The organism is Parapedobacter tibetensis (assembly GCF_024704835.1).
Classification (GTDB): domain Bacteria; phylum Bacteroidota; class Bacteroidia; order Sphingobacteriales; family Sphingobacteriaceae; genus Parapedobacter; species Parapedobacter tibetensis.
In genome coordinates this window covers 579,852-598,190 of the sequence record NZ_JAMXBE010000001.1, presented here as the reverse complement: position 1 = coordinate 598,190, position 18,339 = coordinate 579,852, and the positions used below count along the sequence as shown (strand labels likewise).

Below are 18,339 nucleotides of genomic sequence, written 5' to 3'. Positions count from 1 at the left end.
ACATGAAGAAATATGCCAATTACTTTTTAGTACTGTTGATCACCTGCTTTTCTTGGCTAACTGGGTGTGAAGTTGGGAAAACATCATATGATATCTGTGTGTACGGGGCAACTGCATCGGGTGTTATGGCGGCGATCCAAGCGGCACGGATGGACAAGTCGGTACTCCTAATATCGGATACAGACCATGTGGGTGGTGTTGCTACTTCGGGATTGACAGCCACAGATATAAACAGGAATACATTGATCGGAGGAATTGCCCGTGAATTTTATCAGCATATATATGCGTATTACGAACGGCCAGAGGCATGGAGAAACCAAGACCGAGAGTCGTTTTTCGTGTCAAGTCTCAAAAGGACTTTTACAGGCAAGAATGACTCACTCAGCATGCAGTGGGTTTATGAATCCCATGTGGCTGAAGAAATCATGAAGGAGATGCTTGAGAAAGCTGGTGTCACTGTGGTGTATAATGAGCGACTGGATTTGGAAAAAGGGGTGGAAAAAGAGGGACAACAGATTGCTCGCATTCGGACGGAGCAAGGTAGTTCGTATGCTGCCAAGCGGTTTATCGATGCCAGCTACGAAGGAGACTTGATGAAGCTGGCAAATATATCGTATGTCATCGGAAGGGAAGCCAATAGCACGTACGGGGAATTCCACAATGGGATTGTACTCAACGAGGTCATCGGTAATGGCGAACAATCGGTAGATCCATACATCATCAAGGGAGATTCTAGTTCAGGTTTGTTACCATTCGTCGATGCACAGTTGTGGGGAAGCGAAGGTGAAGCTGACAAACGGACGCAAGCATTCTGCTACCGGATGACGTTGACCAATGACCCCGAAAATCGAGTGCCGATTGAAAAGCCAGCAGGCTACAACCCATTGTGGCACGAAGTTCTTGCGCGGTTTTTGGAGCTTAATCCAGATAAACAACTGCAACAGATCATCACGCTTACTCCGATGCCCAATAAAAAAACCGATACGAATCATTTGGATTTTTTCGGAGCTAGTTTTGACTATCCGGAAGGCGATTATGCTACGCGGGAGGAAATTGCACAACGACACAGGGACTATGCATTGGGTATGCTGTGGTTTTTGGGAAATGACGAACGGGTTCCTGAGCATATCCGGACGGAAATGGCAGCGTGGGGATTGCCAAAGGATGAATTTGCAGACAATGATCATTTCCCTTATCAACTCTATGTGCGTGAGTCGAGAAGGATGATCGGCGAGTATATCATGACGGAGCACAACTGCTTACTTGCGAATCGGGTAGCGGCCTCTGATCCAGTAGCGGTGGGTACGTACATGCTCGACTGCCATATCGTATCGCGTGTTGTCGATGCTGAAGGTAAACTTAGGAATGAAGGCTCAGTGTATGGGCGTGGTTTGCGTACCGGCCCTTACCAAATTAGCTATCAATCCATCACCCCGAAGGCAGAGGAGTGCGAGAATTTGTTGGTGCCGATATGTTTGTCGGCTTCGCATATCGCATTTAGCTCCATCCGTATGGAACCGGTATACATGGTGCTTGGTCAATCTGCCGGAACGGCCGCTGCACTATCATTGGATGAGCAATGTACCGTACAAGAGCTCGATTATGGAAAGTTAAGGGCCAAATTGCTCCAGGATGGACAAATCATAACAGTGCCTGACGTGAAGTAAATACCCTTATAACCAATTACAAAACTAATCATATTATGAAGAGATTATTCATTTTTGCACTGTCAATTTTGACGATTTCCTGTGAACGAAGCGCCATCGACCCAGCGTTGAAACTTACCGATAAGCTAACCGAGACAGCAACCACAGAGGAAGGGCCGGCTATCGTGACCGTTGTGAAAGAGAACAGTGTATGGAGGTTAAAACGCAACGGACAAAACTATATCGTAAAAGGGGTCGCGGCCAGCAAATCCACCTATCCCAACGCGAGTTACTATTTATCGGAGTTGGAATCTTTCAGTGGAAACACGGTGAGGACGTACAGTGTCAATGAATACACGCAAGATGTATTGGATGCCGCGTACGCCAACGGTATCAGCGTGTGCCTGGGCCTTTGGGTAGGCAGGGAGACCGACGGTTTTGATTATGACAACGCGACAGCGGTGCAACAACAATTGGAAAACCTGAGGCAACAAGTGCTTACGTATAAAGACCACCCAGCCTTGCTGACATGGGGCATAGGCAACGAGGCGGATGCGTCGTATGCAAACCTAAAGCTATGGAATGCCATAAACGGCATCTCGGAAATGATCCATGAAGAAGACGGCAACCATCCGACGACGACAATGCTTGTCAATTCTGCACCTGCAAAAATAACGGAAATCATCAGCAGGGCGCCTGACCTGGATTTTATCTCCATCAATTCCTATGCGCCCAATTTACCCGCGGTGCTGGGCAATCTGCAGAACGCTGGCTGGACAAAACCCTACATGATTACCGAATTCGGCCCACGCGGCACCTGGCAAATGAACCCGGAACCGAACCGGATTTTACCTTGGGGGGCATTGGTAGAACAAACCAGTACCGAAAAGGCCGAAATTTACCGAAGCAGTTACAACCAGCACATAAAAGCAAACTTTGACAATGGCTGCCTCGGTTCGTTCGCTTTTGCTTGGGGATACCAGACACACGGGGCCGTACGTACTTGGTTTGGGTTTCATAACACCGAAGGAAGGTCTTTCGGCGCGGCTGACATCATGAAAAGGGTCTGGTCGGACTGGTATCCTGCCAACCGTGCGCCGGTAATCGCATCACGAAACGATATGACCTTGGAAGGACAGCACGCTGAAGATGCTATATACCTGACAAAAGGAAACCTATACCGGGCCAAGGTGGTGGCAACAGACCCGGATGGAGACCCCCTGACGTACGATTGGGTGCTTGTCCCCGAAGGAGTTCCCGGTCCGGATGGCGGCCCTCATCCCGGCTTGCCCGGATGGGTCCTTACGATATCCGGAAACCAAGCGTGGTTTAGGGCTTGGGCTACCGGGAATTACAGGCTTTACGCGTATGTAAAAGACAATCACAATAAATTGGCCAGTGCGGTTATACCATTTCGAGTGGAAGAAAATTAGTGGAAAAATGAACATCAAAACGATATCCTATATGATTGTGTCGAACACGTGCCGTGCTGTTTCCATCGCGGCGTGTATCAGCATGCTATTCGGGTGTAGTAAAAACGCGTCAATAAACGAAGATCCAACACCGAACAAACCTGAATTGGGGCCCGAAAAGGTGCAGGTAGTGAACGTAAACGGCCGGTGGCGGCTTTACCGCGAAGGGGAAATGTTTTATATACGCGGTGCTGCTCCCGGCGCGTCAACGTACGTAGACGATCGTCCGGACTATTATTATGGCATGTTAGCCGATTACGGGGGGAATACGATACGCACGTACGGCGTAAACGAGCATACTCAGCGGGTGCTTGATGCTGCCCACGCGAACGGCATAGCGGTCGGTTTTGGGCTATACGTACGTCGTGAGGCCGATGGTTTTGACTACGACAACGAGGAATTGGTACAACAACAGTTGGAGGAATTTACCGAAGTTGTCCGTCAATACAAGGATCACCCCGCGCTGCTGGTATGGTTTGTGGGCAATGAAGCCGAAGCATCTTATACGAATCTCAAGCTTTGGGACGCGGTCAATGACATCTGTGCGATGATCCATGAAGAAGATCCAGATCATCCGACGACCGCGGCGCTGAGCAATTCTGATCCTAATAAAATCCGGGCCATCATTGAACGTGCACCGGAATTGGATATTCTTTCCATCAATATGTATGCGCCATCCCTGCCAAACGTACTCAGTAATATACAATCGGCCGGTTGGGAAAAGCCTTATATGATTACCGAGTTTGGACCTCGTGGCACCTGGCAGATGAACCCCGAACCGGAGCGAATATTGGAGTGGGGGGCATTGGTAGAACAAACGAGTACCGAGAAGGAACAGATCTACCGAAACTGTTTCCAAGACCACATTTTAAGCAATATAAACAACGGCTGCATCGGTTCTTTCGTGTTTATGTGGGGGTATCAAACCCACGGAGCAGTAGCGACGTGGTTCGGATTGCATAACAGCGAGGGTCGCGCTTTTGGTGCGGCGGACGCCATGCAATTTTGCTGGACCGGCCAATATCCTGCTAATCGCGCCCCCATGATTACTTCGAGGGAAAAAGTGCTTTTGAACGGGAAACGTGCCGAGGAGAACATCAAAGTAATCGCCGACAGTACCAATCATGCTACTGTACTGGCCAGCGACCCTGATGGTGACCCACTGGAATACGAATGGCTGATTTCGCCGGAAGGCGCGGTGGCACCGGATGGCGGGCCGCATCTCGGCATTCCCGGCCTGATCAATTCGAACGGAGCGCATACGGTTACATTCACCGCTCCGTCCGCAGGGACCTATCGGCTATACGTTTATGTAAAGGACGACCATAACAAGGTTGCGAGCGCCGTCATCCCCTTTCTTGTTGAATAATTGACCGATAAAAACTTATTGAGATGAAAAGAATCAGCTTTTTCTTATTTTATGTGGTTGCGTTTGCTGTTGCAAGCCTGCATACCGCCTGTGAGAAAATGGAAGAGCCTGCGACCTTTAACGTCGTGCTTCCACCGGGATTGCCGACTACAGCTTATGCTGGGCGCGAATTGGCATTTGACGTGGGGGTAGAGGCCTCCGCTGGACTTGAGAAAATTGAAGTGCGAATGGATTTCCAGTCCGTAGCCGGCAGTGAAAAAAACAGCTTCGAAAATGCGAGTTCGGACACCTACAGTTTTTTGTTTACGCCAACGCGGTTTGATATCGGGAGGAATTTGACCTTTGTCATCGTTGCACACGACAAGCGTGGATATACCACCACGGCCACCCATCATGTAACAGTGGAGGAAGCGCCTATCAACATTTCCATGCTATTGCCAAGCGAGCTGCCGGAAACCATATTTATCGATGAGCACCTGGAATTTGAAATACAGGTTGTTTCAGAAATGGAGATCCGTAAAATCGAAACCCTATTGCACGGAATGGCCATCGACAGCCTGACCCAAACGGAGTTTGCCGACCCATTCGCTACGGATTACCGGTTTTCCTTCTCACCCGGCAACGACGATGCAGGCATGGAATTGGTGTTTACCGTCCGGGTAACTGATGAAGAAGAGAAAACGGCCGAGGTTACATACACCGTTACGGTGGACGGGGATCGTGCACCACAGCCTATCATTACCTACACTGCGGAACTGGGCTCCCAAATGAGTGCCGAACACGGGCATTTCCTGAATTTGGCGACAGGAAGCGTGCATTTCAGGCAAGGTGTGGCTGCAATCAGCGCCGACATTGACCTGTTGTTGTTCTACAGTTCCAGTACACGGGGCAACCTAGCGGCGCCCGATTTCCAAAATGCTGCGCAATTCATCTATACGGCAGCCAATTCGGGAGACGATGCTTTGGGTGAATGGCCAACGCGTAACAATACAAAACTGGCGAATGTAACATCTTCAGTTACTGAAGCTGCATTCGAAGCCATCGAAAAGGACGATGCACTGATTTCAATTTTTGAAGGGGTGGCCAATACCGCCAATGCACTATCAGCCTTGGCGGTCGGCAATGTAACTGTATTCCAGACGGCAGACGGAAAACACGGTTTGATACGGATCACCAAGGTGCCGGAAAACAATGCGGACAGCATGGTATTGGAAGTAAAGGTACAGCAATGATCAGGATAGTCCTTTTGCTTTTCGTGGTTCTATCTGTGCTTGCACTAGGACAAGCAGACCTACCCAATATCCTATGGCGAACCATATGCCCATCGGGTCACCCGAGAGACCATCTACTGCACCACTTTATTCGCACATGCTGAGCTGGCAAAGGCCTCCGGCTTGGCCTTGAATACAAATCCCATGCTGAGGATATAACCCATGGCATCGTGCAAGGCCTGATTGGATTTGAACATGGGGTTGGTATTGATATCGGCATGTACCTCAAGATCTACATCATAGCGGTCAAGCATGTCGCAGAGCGAATAGGCAATCTCAATGGAGCGCTGTACTTCGGCAAGCATGCGTTCCTTGATGCTCATTTTTTGAGTGGTTCGGTCTTGATGGATGTACATGAATCCGCCTTTCTTCTCGCGTACAAACACGATGACCGTAGCAAACTCGGTGGTGGCACCCTTTACTTGGGAGTCCGTACCGATACAGACTTTGAGCTTGTTGCCCAGAGCATATTCACGGACAATGGTGGTGGATACTTCGTCAAGAATGGGTTGGCGTAAGGGTTCGCCACTGAATTTTTTCCAAGTCATACTGATCGGATTTAGCTGGTAATATAAAGACCAATGGTAGTTTTCCACATCGATAATCCACATCGGTCAAAAATCATATAAAGATAAGTGCAAAACTTTCTTAATCCCAACAACTTAGCGTTATGTTTTTATTAACATAATGTTGGTTTTCAACAGGTGGATGTCAGCTATCAGCCTACTGCTATTACTCTTTTACCCCAAAAGCCAAATCTCCGGCATCACCCAAACCAGGGACTATATACGATTTGCTAGTAAGCTCGCTGTCTACGTCGCCCACCCATAGTTGTGCTTGGGGCAGGAATGCACGTACATGAGCAACGCCTTCCTCGCTGGCAATCGCCGCTACAATATAAAGACTTTTGATGTCAAATTCGTCCAGTAGCTCTTTACAGGTAAGTACAATGGTTTTGCCTGTAGCCAGCATGGGGTCTGCCAAAATCACAATACGGCCATCGAGATTAACGGTACTCACATATTCCTTATGGATTTCAAAGGTTCCGCTTTTCTTAGCCTTGCGGTAAGCGGCAATGAATGCACATTCGGCTTGGTCAAAAACATGGAGCATACCTTGATGCATAGGCAATCCTGCACGGATGACGGTGGCCAGTACAGGCTGTTCCTGTAACAAGGAAGTCTCTGCGAGGCCCAACGGTGTCTCGATCTCAATTGGTTCATAAGGCAGTGTTTTGCTGATTTCGTAAGCAAATATTTCTCCCAAACGTTCAAGGTTCCGCCGAAAACGCATGCGGTCCTGTTGCACTTCTACATTGCGCAGCTCGGCAAGGAAATGGTTGGCAACACTATTCTGTTGGGTTAAGATATGGACCATTGTGTAAATATAGGTATAATTTATAGACGATTAAACACGGCTCTTATTGATAATCGGCCGACTGACAGATGCCGGTCTGCTTGTTATTTTGTACCTTTGTAAACAATTCCGATGTAACAAAGTTTTTCCAAAGCATACTATCTTCCCAATTCACATGAAGTTTAAGCTCACCTCAGCATACACACCGACAGGCGACCAACCCGAGGCCATCCGTCAGTTGGTGGAAGGAGTCAACGCCGGCGAGATGTACCAAACCCTGTTGGGGGTGACTGGCTCAGGCAAAACCTTCTCCATTGCCAATGTCATCCAACAAACCCAACGACCTGCGTTGATCTTAAGCCACAATAAAACATTGGCAGCACAACTTTACGGCGAATTCAAACAGTTTTTTCCTGATAATGCGGTCAATTACTTTGTGTCTTACTATGATTATTACCAACCGGAAGCGTATATCGCGTCATCGAATACCTACATCGAGAAGGACCTCGCCATCAACGACGAAATTGAAAAATTGCGCCTACGCACCACATCGGCCTTGATGTCGGGCAGACGGGATGTGATTGTGGTATCATCCGTTTCATGTATTTATGGTATGGGTAATCCAGAGGATTTTTCCCGATCGATATTCCGTTTTGGGGTGGGTACAGTCATTGGCCGGAATGCATTTCTGCATCGGCTGGTAGAGATATTGTACGCACGCACCACCACTGATTTCAAACGCGGTACGTTCCGTGTCAAAGGCGATACGGTGGATGTGTTTCCTGCTTATATGGACGAGGCATATCGCGTTTCTTTTTTCGGGGATGAAATCGATGAACTGAGTGTCATTGACCCTATCTCGGGTAAGACCTTGGAGAAAATGGAAAACATGGCGTTGTTTCCGGCTAATTTGTTTGTAACACCAAAGGAGAAATTTACGCAATCGCTCTGGGCCATAGGAGAGGAATTGGAGTTGCGCAAAACGCAATTGTTGGCGGATGGCAGGCCCATGGAAGCCAAAAGGTTAGAGGAACGTGTCAATTATGATCTGGAGATGATGCGTGAACTGGGGTATTGCAGTGGCATTGAGAATTATTCACGGTTTTTCGATGGCCGACAGCCGGGCATGCGTCCGTTCTGCTTGCTTGATTACTTCCCGGATGATTACCTGATGGTAATTGATGAAAGCCATGTAACCATCCCCCAAATCCGAGCCATGTATGGAGGCGACCGTTCGCGGAAGATGTCATTAGTAGAATATGGTTTCCGTTTGCCGGCGGCATTAGACAACCGACCGCTGAATTTTCCCGAGTTCGAATCGCTCATCACACAGACCATTTATGTGAGCGCCACACCGGGCGATTACGAATTGCAGCAGACAGAAGGTGTGGTGGTGGAGCAGGTGATACGCCCTACCGGTTTGTTAGATCCCATGATTGAGATTCGGCCGGTTATCAATCAAGTGGATGACCTGCTGGATGAAGTAGACAAGGTGACCAAGGAAGGAGGTAGGATATTGGTGACTACTCTTACTAAACGAATGAGTGAGGAGCTGACTAAATACATGGCCAAATTGGGTATCCGTGTGCGTTATATCCACTCGGAAATCAAGACCTTGGAGCGGGTGGAAATTTTGCGGGGATTGCGTTTGGGCGAGTTCGATGTGTTGGTAGGGATCAACCTCCTCCGTGAGGGGCTCGATCTTCCCGAAGTGACTCTGGTGGCCATTTTAGATGCAGATAAAGAAGGATTTCTCCGATCAGCGCGCGCACTTATACAAACCATCGGTCGCGCCGCACGGAATGATAAGGGCAGGGTAATCATGTATGCGGATACGATTACAGATAGCATGCGCACCACCATTGAGGAAACCAACCGTCGTCGCGAAAAACAGGTCCACTACAATGAGGAGCACGGCATCACACCGCGTACGGTGGGTAAATCGCGGGAATCCATCATGGGGCAAACCTCGGTGGCTAGCTTTAAAGGTGGCGAAGCCAATATCTACGTAGAACCAGACCCCACCAGTAGCATAGCCGCCGATCCGTTGGTTCAATACATGAGTAAGCCTCAATTACGTCAGTCCATCGATAAGGTGCGTAAAGACATGGAAAAGGCAGCCAAAACAATGGATTTCCTGCAGGCAGCCAAATTGCGTGACGAGATGTTTGCGTTGGAGAAGACTTATGCGGAATTGTTCGGCTTATAAGGTTCAATTTTCCAGCTAAAACTACGATCAATGGTACCGTTGGGGGTTGAATAATATGATATCAGCCGAAGGTTTTTGGCCAAGGGCAAGCTCAGCCACAATTTTTCCGGCCGCGGGCCCAAGGCTGAGCCCCATCATGCCCATGCCTCCCGCCACAATCAAATTATTAATGGTTTTCGAATACCCCAGATAGGGAAGGCCGTCTGGTGAGCAAGGCCTGAACCCATGCCAAATTTCCTTTTTGTCAGGCATGGGCAACCGGTATCCGGGATAATATTCCGGTATGGCATTCACGATACCTTCTACCCTGTGCATATTGATATGGTGATTGATAGGACCAAGCTCCATCGTGCCACCAATGCGTACCTTGCCACCCATGGGAGTAAGCGCCACACGTGCTTCCAGCAATAGGGATGGATGCCTCACTTTACCATCAAATGCGGTAGTCATGAAGGAATACCCTTTTCCGGGCATCAATGGGATGGATAACCCAACCTTTTTGGCCAATCCTTGCAACCAAGCACCACCGGTAAGTACCACGATGTCTGTATGAAATTCATTTGTCTCGCTAATAACTTCAGTGATTTTTCCATCGCGGTGAAGGATATCCACCACTTCTTCATTCGGTACGAGCCGGACACCCATAGCCTTGATTTTGGCGATTAAAAGCGCTATCAAGGCAGGCGGATAGAGGTGAGCGTCACTCCGGTAATGTACGGCGCCCATCACATCCAACTGCACATCAGGTTCCAAGGCCTGTACCTGCTTGCTGTCCAAGATATCAAGTTCTAGCCCCAATGCCTTGGCCTCACCTGCAAGGTGGATTTCCTCTTCGGCAGTTTTCTCCGTTTTATACAGCATCAGGATGCCTTTATGCGCTAGACCAAACTCATCACCCAATTCCACGGAAAGCTCGTTGTACAGTGTTTTACTTAATACATTTAAGCCCAGAATATGCGGTGCAGATTGTTTTACATGTTTTTCATTGGCATGCTTGAGAAATTTAAGCCCCCATGATATAAGCGAAAGACTTGGCGAAGGCTTCATATAAAAGGGACTCCGGCTATTGAATAGCCATTTGATGCCTTGTGCTACAATACCGGGAGCAGCCATCGGAGTGAAATGGCTCGGTACAATCATGCCCGCATTGCCGTATGAACAGTTGTCGTAAAAATCGCCTTTATCCACAACGGTCACTTGCCATCCGTCTTTGGCCAAATAATATGCTGAAGCAAGGCCTACAATACCACCACCAATGACGAGGGCGGTTCCACTAGCTGCGGTTGTATTGGGTTGGCTGGTTGAAACCATTTCTTTAACTAACGACTAATGACTAAATCACCTGAAATCCATGCGCATAGGGATCATCATCATCAATGATGATGGTATTATAACCCGTCACCATGGCCCACCCTTCAATACCTGGCACGATAGCCGGCCTCCCATCACCAAACGCATCGGCCACTTCTTCTTCGATGGTACCGACGAACTTGGAACCTATAATACTTTCATGTACAAACTTATCACCTTTTTTGAGTTTGCCCTTGGCATGCCATTGCGCCATGCGGGCTGATGTGCCCGTACCGCAAGGTGAACGGTCTATCGCCTTATCGCCGTAGAATACCGCATTACGCGCTGTAGAAGTAGGGTCAAGTACGGAACCTGTCCATTGAATATGACTCAGTCCGTTGATGTTTTTATCTTCGGGGTGTATAAAGGTATATTGATCATTGAGCCGTTGGCGGCATATCCGGCTCCAACTGATTAATTGGTCGGCCGTATGGTGTTCCAGCCCTTTGAAGTTTTTCTGCGGATCAACAATCGCATAGAAGTTTCCCCCATAAGCCACATCCACGTTAAGGTTTCCCAAATCCGGGCATTCGACGGTAAGTCCTTCGGCGGCCAAGAAAGATTTAACATTGGTCAACTTCACCGATTTCACCTTCTTTTCCACTTGGATATAATCAATCAGTACCAATCCGGCGGGGGTTTCCAGGCGGAGCTTGCCCGGGATTTTCGGTATGACTAATCCTTCTTCTATGGCAATGGTGACTGTGCCGATGGTGCCGTGCCCACACATGGGAAGGCAACCGCTGGTTTCAATATAGAGTACACCAATGTCATTAGCGGGATTTACAGGGGGATAGAGGATACTGCCGCTCATCATGTCATGGCCCCGCGGTTCAAACATCAGCCCTTTCCGTATCCAATCGTATTCGGCCAAAAAATGGAGCCTACGCTCCATCATACTATTGCCTTGTAGCAATGGCCCGCCACCAGTTACCAGTCTTACTGGATTGCCGCAGGTATGGGCATCGATGCATGAGAATGTTTTTTTCATCGTCAGCAATCGGCCTTCAGCTATCGGTTATCAGCTGTCAGCCAATCTAAAATCTACAATCTAAAATCAATAGGTTCTTTAGTCAACTCGCCATTAACCGTACGCCAAATTTCCAAGGGATTAGCATTTTTCAGTTCATCTGGCAGGGATTCATCCGGCCAATTTTGGTAGCTCAATGGCCGAGCAAACCGTCTGATGGCATCTGGTCCCACGGAAGTGAAACGGCTATCGGTGCTTGCGGGATAAGGCCCTCCATGCTGCATGGCATAGCATATTTCCACCCCAGTAGGGAATCCATTAAATAGCAGACGTCCACATTTTTCGGTAAGTAGTTCGATTAATGTTTGATGACTTTCTAAGTCTTGCTGTTCGGCTAATAGGGTAGCTGTGAGCTGTCCCGGCAAGGTTTGGGCTAGGGCAACCGCTTCTTCGAGGTTGTCATAGGTAACCACTAGGCCGAATGGTCCAAATACTTCATGACCTAATTTTTCATTAGCCAAAAACTGAGAGGCCTTGACGGAGGCTACCACAGCACTTCCATGATTGCCCGCTGAAACACCTTCTGCCATTGCAAGGACCTTCACTCCACTTTGTGCTAATAATACCGCTTTATTTTTGTGGTAGGCATCGGAAATACCTTGATGCAGCATGCGTGCAGGCGCGGTATTATCAATCTCTTGCTTCAGAACGTGAAGGAAGTGCTGTAATTCCGGGTGATTGGGCACAACAAGGATTCCGGGGTTGGTGCAGAATTGCCCTACGCCCAATGTCAAGGAGGCAGCATATTGCTTTGCCATTTCTGCCGCTGCATTTTCCAGTTTTTTCGGTAGGAGAAACACCGGGTTTACGCTGCCCATTTCGGCGAAGATAGGTATGGGTTCAGGGCGTTTGGCCGCCAAGTCATACAAGGCTTTGCCACCCGCGAATGAACCGGTGAAGCCTACGGCCTTGACCAATGGATGGGATACCAGGAACTGGCCGCCCTCAAATGAATCGCTACGCACCTCTGCAAACAAGCCTATTGGCAGGCCGGCTTTTTGAACGGCAGTGCTTATAGCACCGGCCATCAAGGCAGATGTATTCGGATGGCCAGGATGGGTCTTCACGATGACAGGACAGCCTGCAGCAATTGCAGAAGCCGTATCGCCTCCTGCAGTAGAAAATGCAAAAGGGAAATTGCTTGCCCCAAATACCACTACAATACCCAACCCTGTACAGGTCTTTCGTAAATCCGGTTTGGGAGGCGTACGCGTTGGAGTAGCCGTATCGATTCGTATATCCAATACATTTCCTGCTATCAATGCATCCGCATAGCTACGCCATTGAAAGACTGTCCGCGCTTTTTCACCCATCAACCGGGCCTCCGGAAGATTCGTCTCGGCTTGTGCCGCGGCGATAAGTTCCGGTCCCAAAGCTTCGATTTCGTCGGCTACTTGATGCATAAACGAAGCCCTTTGCTTTAGATTGGAGCGTTTATAGGTTAAAAATGCTTCCTGTGCCAACGTAAGGAGGCCTTCTATCGCCTGAATTGATGTGTTTTCACTCATAATGATGCTTTTTCGATTTCCGAATTTAGCGGTAAATTTAAGTAATTTGGCAATTCTGGTCGTGTTTTAATAGCATCATCGATAATTTTTTGAACCCGTGCCCTTTCCTCGCCCTCCAATGTAAGCCTTGGTGCCCTTACATATTCATTGCTGAGACCTTCTGCAGTAGCTGCAAGTTTGATGTATTGCACAAGGCGTGGATGGATGTCCAACTCCAGCAATGGCATGAACCAACGGTATATCGCCAACGCTTCTGTCAACATACCCGCTTTGACCAAGCGGTATATGGCGACAGTTTCACGAGGGAAGGCATCTACCAATCCGGCAACCGAACCGATGGCACCCATAAGTTGTGTTTCTAACGCGATGGTATCTACGCCTCCCAATACCTTAAACCGATCGCCGAAACGGTTGATCATCCGTGTTACATTAGTAAGGTCGCGGGTAGATTCCTTCACCGCTTGGATATTGGGGCTTTCAGCCAATTCTGCAAACATGTCTACGGTTACATTGATGGCATAATCTACAGGATTATTATAGATCATGATAGGTAGGTTTGTGGCTTTTGCAATCGTCCTGAAATAATACACCACTTCCCTATCTGAAGCTTTATAGCGCATCGGAGGGAGTAACATCAATGCATCGGCGCCAAGCTCTTCAGCCTTTTCCGCAATGCTTACCGCTTCGGCAGTAGCTTGTTCCGCGATGTTGAGGACGATGGGTATATGGGCAGGAATGTGTTGCTTCGTGAAGGCAAGCAAATCGAATTTCTCTTGCCTACTTAATGTACTGGCCTCACCCAACGTGCCCGCAATGATCAGCCCGGAGACCCCGGCATCAATCTGCGCGAAGAAATTTTTCTTGAACATATCATAATCAATCGCTCCGTCTTCCGTAAACGGTGTCAGCAATGCAGGGTAGACCCCATGCCAAAGTTCCTTTTTACTCATGTCTTTTAGTATACCTTTTAATTTAATGATGGGGCAATGCCCTTGCTGTTATACGTATGTGTTTTCCAATCTTAACCCCACCAAAATAAGGTGCAATATCGTTTTGGGATTGCACAAAGATAGCCGCAATGGCTAGCTCAAACCACTTACTAATTAATCAATATTGTGCAAATATTAACATTTGCTTCGTCGTGGTATCCAATCATCATGTAGGTTAAGTGACAATATGCCGCCAGGATAGGTCATTGTACGTTGTGGAGATACTTGGATAAATACTCCTTGGGCGATGCTCCGGCTATGCTTTTGAACACCCGGTTGAAATTGGTGATGCTATTGAATCCGCAGTTATAGGCCACGGTGGCTATGCTATCATATTCGCCAGCTGTGAGTTTTTTACAAGCTTGGTTTATCCGCATCTCATTGAGGAATGTAACGAAGGTAACTCCCGTATGCTTTTTGAAATATCGGCAAAAAGCTTGCGGTGTTAGGTGAGCCTCGGCCGCCACTTCCTCTAATGTCAATGCATTTTGATGATGATGCAAAATGTAGTTGTAGATATTACCCATGCGTAACCCCTCCCCATCGGTGATGTGCTCTTTGTTGAATGTAGAAAGGTGACTAGGCTTGGGCGTCATGCGGCAGAATATACGGAGAAGATGGAGAAAATGCAGCATCTGATCCATACTGTTAGACTCTTTGAGCTTCAAGATACGTTTGGAGACCGAATGGAAATGGTCCTCCGGAAGTTTGAATCCACATTTATATTCCTTCAAGAACGCATTCAATTGACTCAATTCGGGAAGTTGGAGGAAATTGGCGAGATGGCCGTTCGGGTCATAAAAAACGGAAATGTTATGGATGCCCTCATTTTCAATGCTTCCCCCTTCCTTTCGACTGCTTTTGAATACATGCGATTGGTTTGGGGCGATCATAAAAATATCGTTTGGCTTGAATGTGTGCATCGTGTTTTCGGCAATCAACGTGCCCTCTCCCCTAAGAATCCAAATCAGCTGAGCCTCTTTATGCCTATGCAAGTGTGGATAAAATTGGGGAACGATGTCTTCCTGTACAATCACAGTCTTATCGGGCTCAACAGGGATGGTAAATTGGAGCGCTTTCATAATAGCATAAAGTTAGTAAACCATATATAAACATACAGATATTAACTTCATTTATGCAACTATTTGTTAAAATAGGTTAAAATATGGTTATTAATAGGCAAGAATTGAATAGAAATGCCTGGTATTGGTATCACTTTTGTGCTTCAGGTTTCATCCTATCTATGGCCGATGAGAAAAGGATAAATTGGTGGGAGCTTGTAACGTAAAAACTAACACTTGTAAAAAATACCAAGTTTATCTAAGTTTGACCATGATTAGCGAAGAAGCAAACCGGATTTTCGACGAGGCAGTAACAGCGTACCATGTCCATGATCAAATCGACCATGATATCTCAAACCCATACCCCCCCGATTCGCTGGAACATTTGCTCTATTTGAAGTGCTGGATCGATACCGTACAGTGGCACATGGAAGATGAAGTTCGTAGGCCTGATATTGATCCTGAAACGGGCTTGCTATGGAAAAGGCGCATTGACCAATCCAACCAAGACCGCACAGATACGGTAGAATACATTGACAGTTATTTCTTGCGGAAATTTGCCGGGGTGGAGCCACACGACGATGCCAAAATAAATACGGAAAGCCCTGCATGGGCGATAGACCGATTATCCATCCTAACCCTCAAAATCTATCACATGCGGCAGGAAACTTTGCGTGCAGAGGCCTCGTTAGCGCATATCACGGCATGTAAAAGTAAGCTAGCGGTATTGGTAGAACAGCAAAAGGATCTTTCTCACAGCATTGATGAACTCCTTGAAGATATACAGGCAGGCAGGAAATACATGAAGGTATACAAGCAGATGAAAATGTATAACGACCCGGCTCTCAACCCGGTACTATATGCGGGCAAGTGATGGAGCAGGGCAATCCCAGGCTTCTGGTGCTCCGGTTTTCAGCCATGGGCGATGTGGCCATGGTGGCAAGTGTATTGCGGGAATTTGCAAGTCAACACCAAGGTGTCGGTATTATCATGGTAAGCAGGGAGGTATTCAAACCTTTTTTTGCGGACATTCCGGGGCTGCTATTCCATCCATTCCATCCTAACCATGCACACAAGGGAATCAAGGGGTTATACAAGCTTTTCAAGGAGTTGCTGGCCTATAGACCACTTGTGGTTGCCGATTTGCATTACAATATCCGTAGCCGAGTACTATCTTCGTTGTTTCGCACAAATGGGATTCCCATTCAACAAATTGATAAAGGTCAAAAAGAGAAAAAGGAGCTGACGCGGCCACGTAATAAAATATTGAAACCACTGAAACCTACCGTGGAGCGCTATGCGGATGTATTCAGGCAACTTGGATATCCTATCGTGCTTAGCCATACCCTGCATCGGCGACGCTTGCCACTCCCCGAAACGGCAAAGCGGTTGTTTGCCGATGATCATGCAGCCAAGATCGGAATAGCTCCCTTTGCGCAGCATCTTCCTAAGGTATACCCACTGGAGCGTATGGAAAAGGTAATTGAATACCTCGACAGACAGTGTCATGCCATTTTTATCTTTGGAGGAGGTGAATGGGAAGCGCAAATAGCGAGTGCATGGCAGCAGAAATATGAAAATGTATGTAGTACCATTGGCCAGTTTTCCTTACAACAGGAGTTGGCCATCATTTCCAACTTGGATACCATGTTGAGCATGGATTCAGCTGGTATGCACATGGCCTCCCTCATGGGGGTACGTGCGCTATCCATCTGGGGTGCAACACATCCTTATGCTGGTTTCCTGGGGTACGGACAACGGCTGGAAGATTGCATACAAGTAGACCATCCGGCACGGCCAAGCTCCATCTATGGAAACAAACCCTGCATCTGTAATGGAAAAGATAGCATGGAGTTAATCGCTCCAGAAATGATTATCGATAAATTAAGGGAACTAGGTCTATGAACATCGGCTATGAGGCAAAACGGGTATTCCATAACCAAACGGGATTAGGCAATTATGGAAGGGATTTGGTGCGGATGCTGAGCGAACACTATCCTGAAAACAAATACTATCTCTACAACCCTAAATCCGCACGGCAGAGGCTATTTGAACCTAATGGTACCCATGTGTTCGAACGATTGCCCCAATCTCGCTTCAATAGGACGTTTTACAATTTATGGCGGCAACGGAATATGGTAGGCGATGTGAAGAAGGATGGTATCGAATTGTTTCATGGGCTATCAGGCGAAATACCCGTTGGCCTTGGGCGACATCGAATTAAAAGTATTGTCACCATCCACGACCTTATTTTTGTGCGCTACCCACAATTATTTTCTTATATCGACTGTAATATATACTTCCGTAAATTCAGGTATGCTGCCCATCGGGCAGACCGTATCATTGCCATCAGTGAGCAGACCAAACGTGACATCGTCGAATTTCTGAACGTGGATGAAACGAAAGTAGAAGTAATATACCAAGGTTGCCATCCGGCATTCAAACAGCGGTATGATGAATATGAAAAAGAACAGATACGAAAAAAATATAGCCTCCCTACCTCTTTCATTCTGAATGTGGGTACCATCGAGGAACGCAAAAACGTCTTGTCCGTGGTAAAAGCCATCAAGCATTTATCGGATACTTGCTTGGTCATTGTGGGGAAAGAAACCGAATATGCGAAGGAGGTGAGGACCTATATCCGGCATAATGGATTGCAAAAGAATGTCCTTTTTGCCAAGGGATTGTCCATTCGGGAACTGGCTATCGTATATCAGTTAGCCAAATTATTTATTTATCCTTCCCGTTTTGAGGGGTTTGGTATCCCTATTATTGAAGCACTCCATTCCGGTGTGCCCGTGATCACTACCAATACCGGATGTTTCCCTGAGGCGGGCGGCCCGCATTCAACATATGTGTCCCCGGATGATGTAGCGGGGATAGGCCAGGCCATCGAGGACCTGCTTACCGATACTCAATTACGAACCGAAATGGTTGATAAAGGGTTTGAATACGCCCAGCGATTCAATGATGCCCCCATTGCCCGGCAGTTGATGGCATGCTATGGAAACGTATTGAGGGGATAAATCTTAAGTGACCCCTTAATTGCATCCTCGTGTTTTTCCATATAAATTTCTA

General features: G+C 47.6%; 15 protein-coding genes. 8 read left to right on the top strand and 7 right to left on the bottom strand.

The features are described 5' to 3' along the window. Positions 1–2 precede the first annotated feature (2 nt). The 4 genes from NF543_RS02310 to NF543_RS02295 are packed head-to-tail and all read left to right on the top strand — an operon-like array spanning position 3 to position 5,719. A complete protein-coding gene (locus NF543_RS02310) occupies positions 3–1,667 on the top strand; it encodes an FAD-dependent oxidoreductase (RefSeq protein WP_257666472.1) in 1,665 nt (554 codons plus the stop codon). Between the two features lie 35 nt (positions 1,668–1,702). Beyond that, positions 1,703–3,079 carry a glycoside hydrolase 5 family protein gene (locus NF543_RS02305; protein ID WP_257666471.1) on the top strand — a complete coding sequence of 459 codons (1,377 nt, stop codon included), beginning with the start codon at positions 1,703–1,705 and terminating at the stop codon, positions 3,077–3,079. Positions 3,080–3,086: 7 nt separating this feature from the next. Next, positions 3,087–4,487, top strand: a complete 1,401-nt coding sequence (locus tag NF543_RS02300; protein WP_257666470.1) for a glycoside hydrolase family 2 TIM barrel-domain containing protein — start codon at positions 3,087–3,089, stop codon at positions 4,485–4,487. Between the two features lie 23 nt (positions 4,488–4,510). Next, positions 4,511–5,719 (top strand): hypothetical protein, encoded by a 1,209-nt coding sequence (locus NF543_RS02295; RefSeq protein ID WP_257666469.1) that lies wholly within the window; start codon positions 4,511–4,513, stop codon positions 5,717–5,719. Positions 5,720–5,832: 113 nt separating this feature from the next. Here the strand turns inward: NF543_RS02295 and NF543_RS02290 are convergent, their stop codons facing one another. Together NF543_RS02290 and upp are read right to left on the bottom strand one after the other, a co-directional pair. Beyond that, positions 5,833–6,306 (bottom strand): ribonuclease H-like YkuK family protein, encoded by a 474-nt coding sequence (locus tag NF543_RS02290; RefSeq protein WP_257666468.1) that lies wholly within the window; start codon positions 6,304–6,306, stop codon positions 5,833–5,835. Positions 6,307–6,490: 184 nt separating this feature from the next. Beyond that, a complete protein-coding gene (upp, locus tag NF543_RS02285) occupies positions 6,491–7,135 on the bottom strand; it encodes a uracil phosphoribosyltransferase (protein WP_257666467.1) in 645 nt (214 codons plus the stop codon). A gap of 154 nt (positions 7,136–7,289) precedes the next feature. Between upp and uvrB the strand changes: the two genes are divergently transcribed. Next, a complete protein-coding gene (uvrB, locus tag NF543_RS02280) occupies positions 7,290–9,323 on the top strand; it encodes an excinuclease ABC subunit UvrB (RefSeq protein ID WP_258171673.1) in 2,034 nt (677 codons plus the stop codon). Between the two features lie 27 nt (positions 9,324–9,350). Here uvrB and NF543_RS02275 read toward each other — a convergent pair whose 3' ends face one another. From NF543_RS02275 to NF543_RS02255, 5 genes are all read right to left on the bottom strand, one after another. Then, on the bottom strand, positions 9,351–10,634 hold the full coding sequence (locus tag NF543_RS02275; RefSeq protein ID WP_257666466.1) for an NAD(P)/FAD-dependent oxidoreductase: 1,284 nt from the start codon (positions 10,632–10,634) through the stop codon (positions 9,351–9,353). A 22-nt stretch (positions 10,635–10,656) separates the two neighbouring features. Beyond that, positions 10,657–11,664, bottom strand: a complete 1,008-nt coding sequence (locus tag NF543_RS02270; RefSeq protein ID WP_257666465.1) for a 4-hydroxyproline epimerase — start codon at positions 11,662–11,664, stop codon at positions 10,657–10,659. Between the two features lie 53 nt (positions 11,665–11,717). Then, complete coding sequence (locus tag NF543_RS02265) at positions 11,718–13,211, bottom strand: aldehyde dehydrogenase (NADP(+)) (protein ID WP_257666464.1); 1,494 nt, start codon at positions 13,209–13,211, stop codon at positions 11,718–11,720. Further along, positions 13,208–14,161 (bottom strand): dihydrodipicolinate synthase family protein, encoded by a 954-nt coding sequence (locus NF543_RS02260; protein WP_257666463.1) that lies wholly within the window; start codon positions 14,159–14,161, stop codon positions 13,208–13,210. Before NF543_RS02260 ends, NF543_RS02265 begins: the two co-directional genes overlap by 4 nt. Positions 14,162–14,403: 242 nt before the next feature. Then, positions 14,404–15,282 (bottom strand): AraC family transcriptional regulator, encoded by an 879-nt coding sequence (locus tag NF543_RS02255; protein ID WP_257666462.1) that lies wholly within the window; start codon positions 15,280–15,282, stop codon positions 14,404–14,406. 250 nt (positions 15,283–15,532) lie between these two features. On the opposite strand from NF543_RS02255, the gene NF543_RS02250 reads away from it, so the two are divergent. The 3 genes from NF543_RS02250 to NF543_RS02240 are packed head-to-tail and all read left to right on the top strand — an operon-like array spanning position 15,533 to position 18,287. Continuing rightward, positions 15,533–16,135 (top strand): DUF4254 domain-containing protein, encoded by a 603-nt coding sequence (locus NF543_RS02250; protein WP_257666461.1) that lies wholly within the window; start codon positions 15,533–15,535, stop codon positions 16,133–16,135. Then, complete coding sequence (locus NF543_RS02245) at positions 16,135–17,166, top strand: glycosyltransferase family 9 protein (RefSeq protein WP_257666460.1); 1,032 nt, start codon at positions 16,135–16,137, stop codon at positions 17,164–17,166. Before NF543_RS02250 ends, NF543_RS02245 begins: the two co-directional genes overlap by 1 nt. Continuing rightward, positions 17,163–18,287, top strand: coding sequence for a glycosyltransferase family 4 protein (locus tag NF543_RS02240; protein ID WP_257666459.1), 1,125 nt, complete (start codon positions 17,163–17,165; stop codon positions 18,285–18,287). Before NF543_RS02245 ends, NF543_RS02240 begins: the two co-directional genes overlap by 4 nt. Positions 18,288–18,339: the final 52 nt, after the last annotated feature.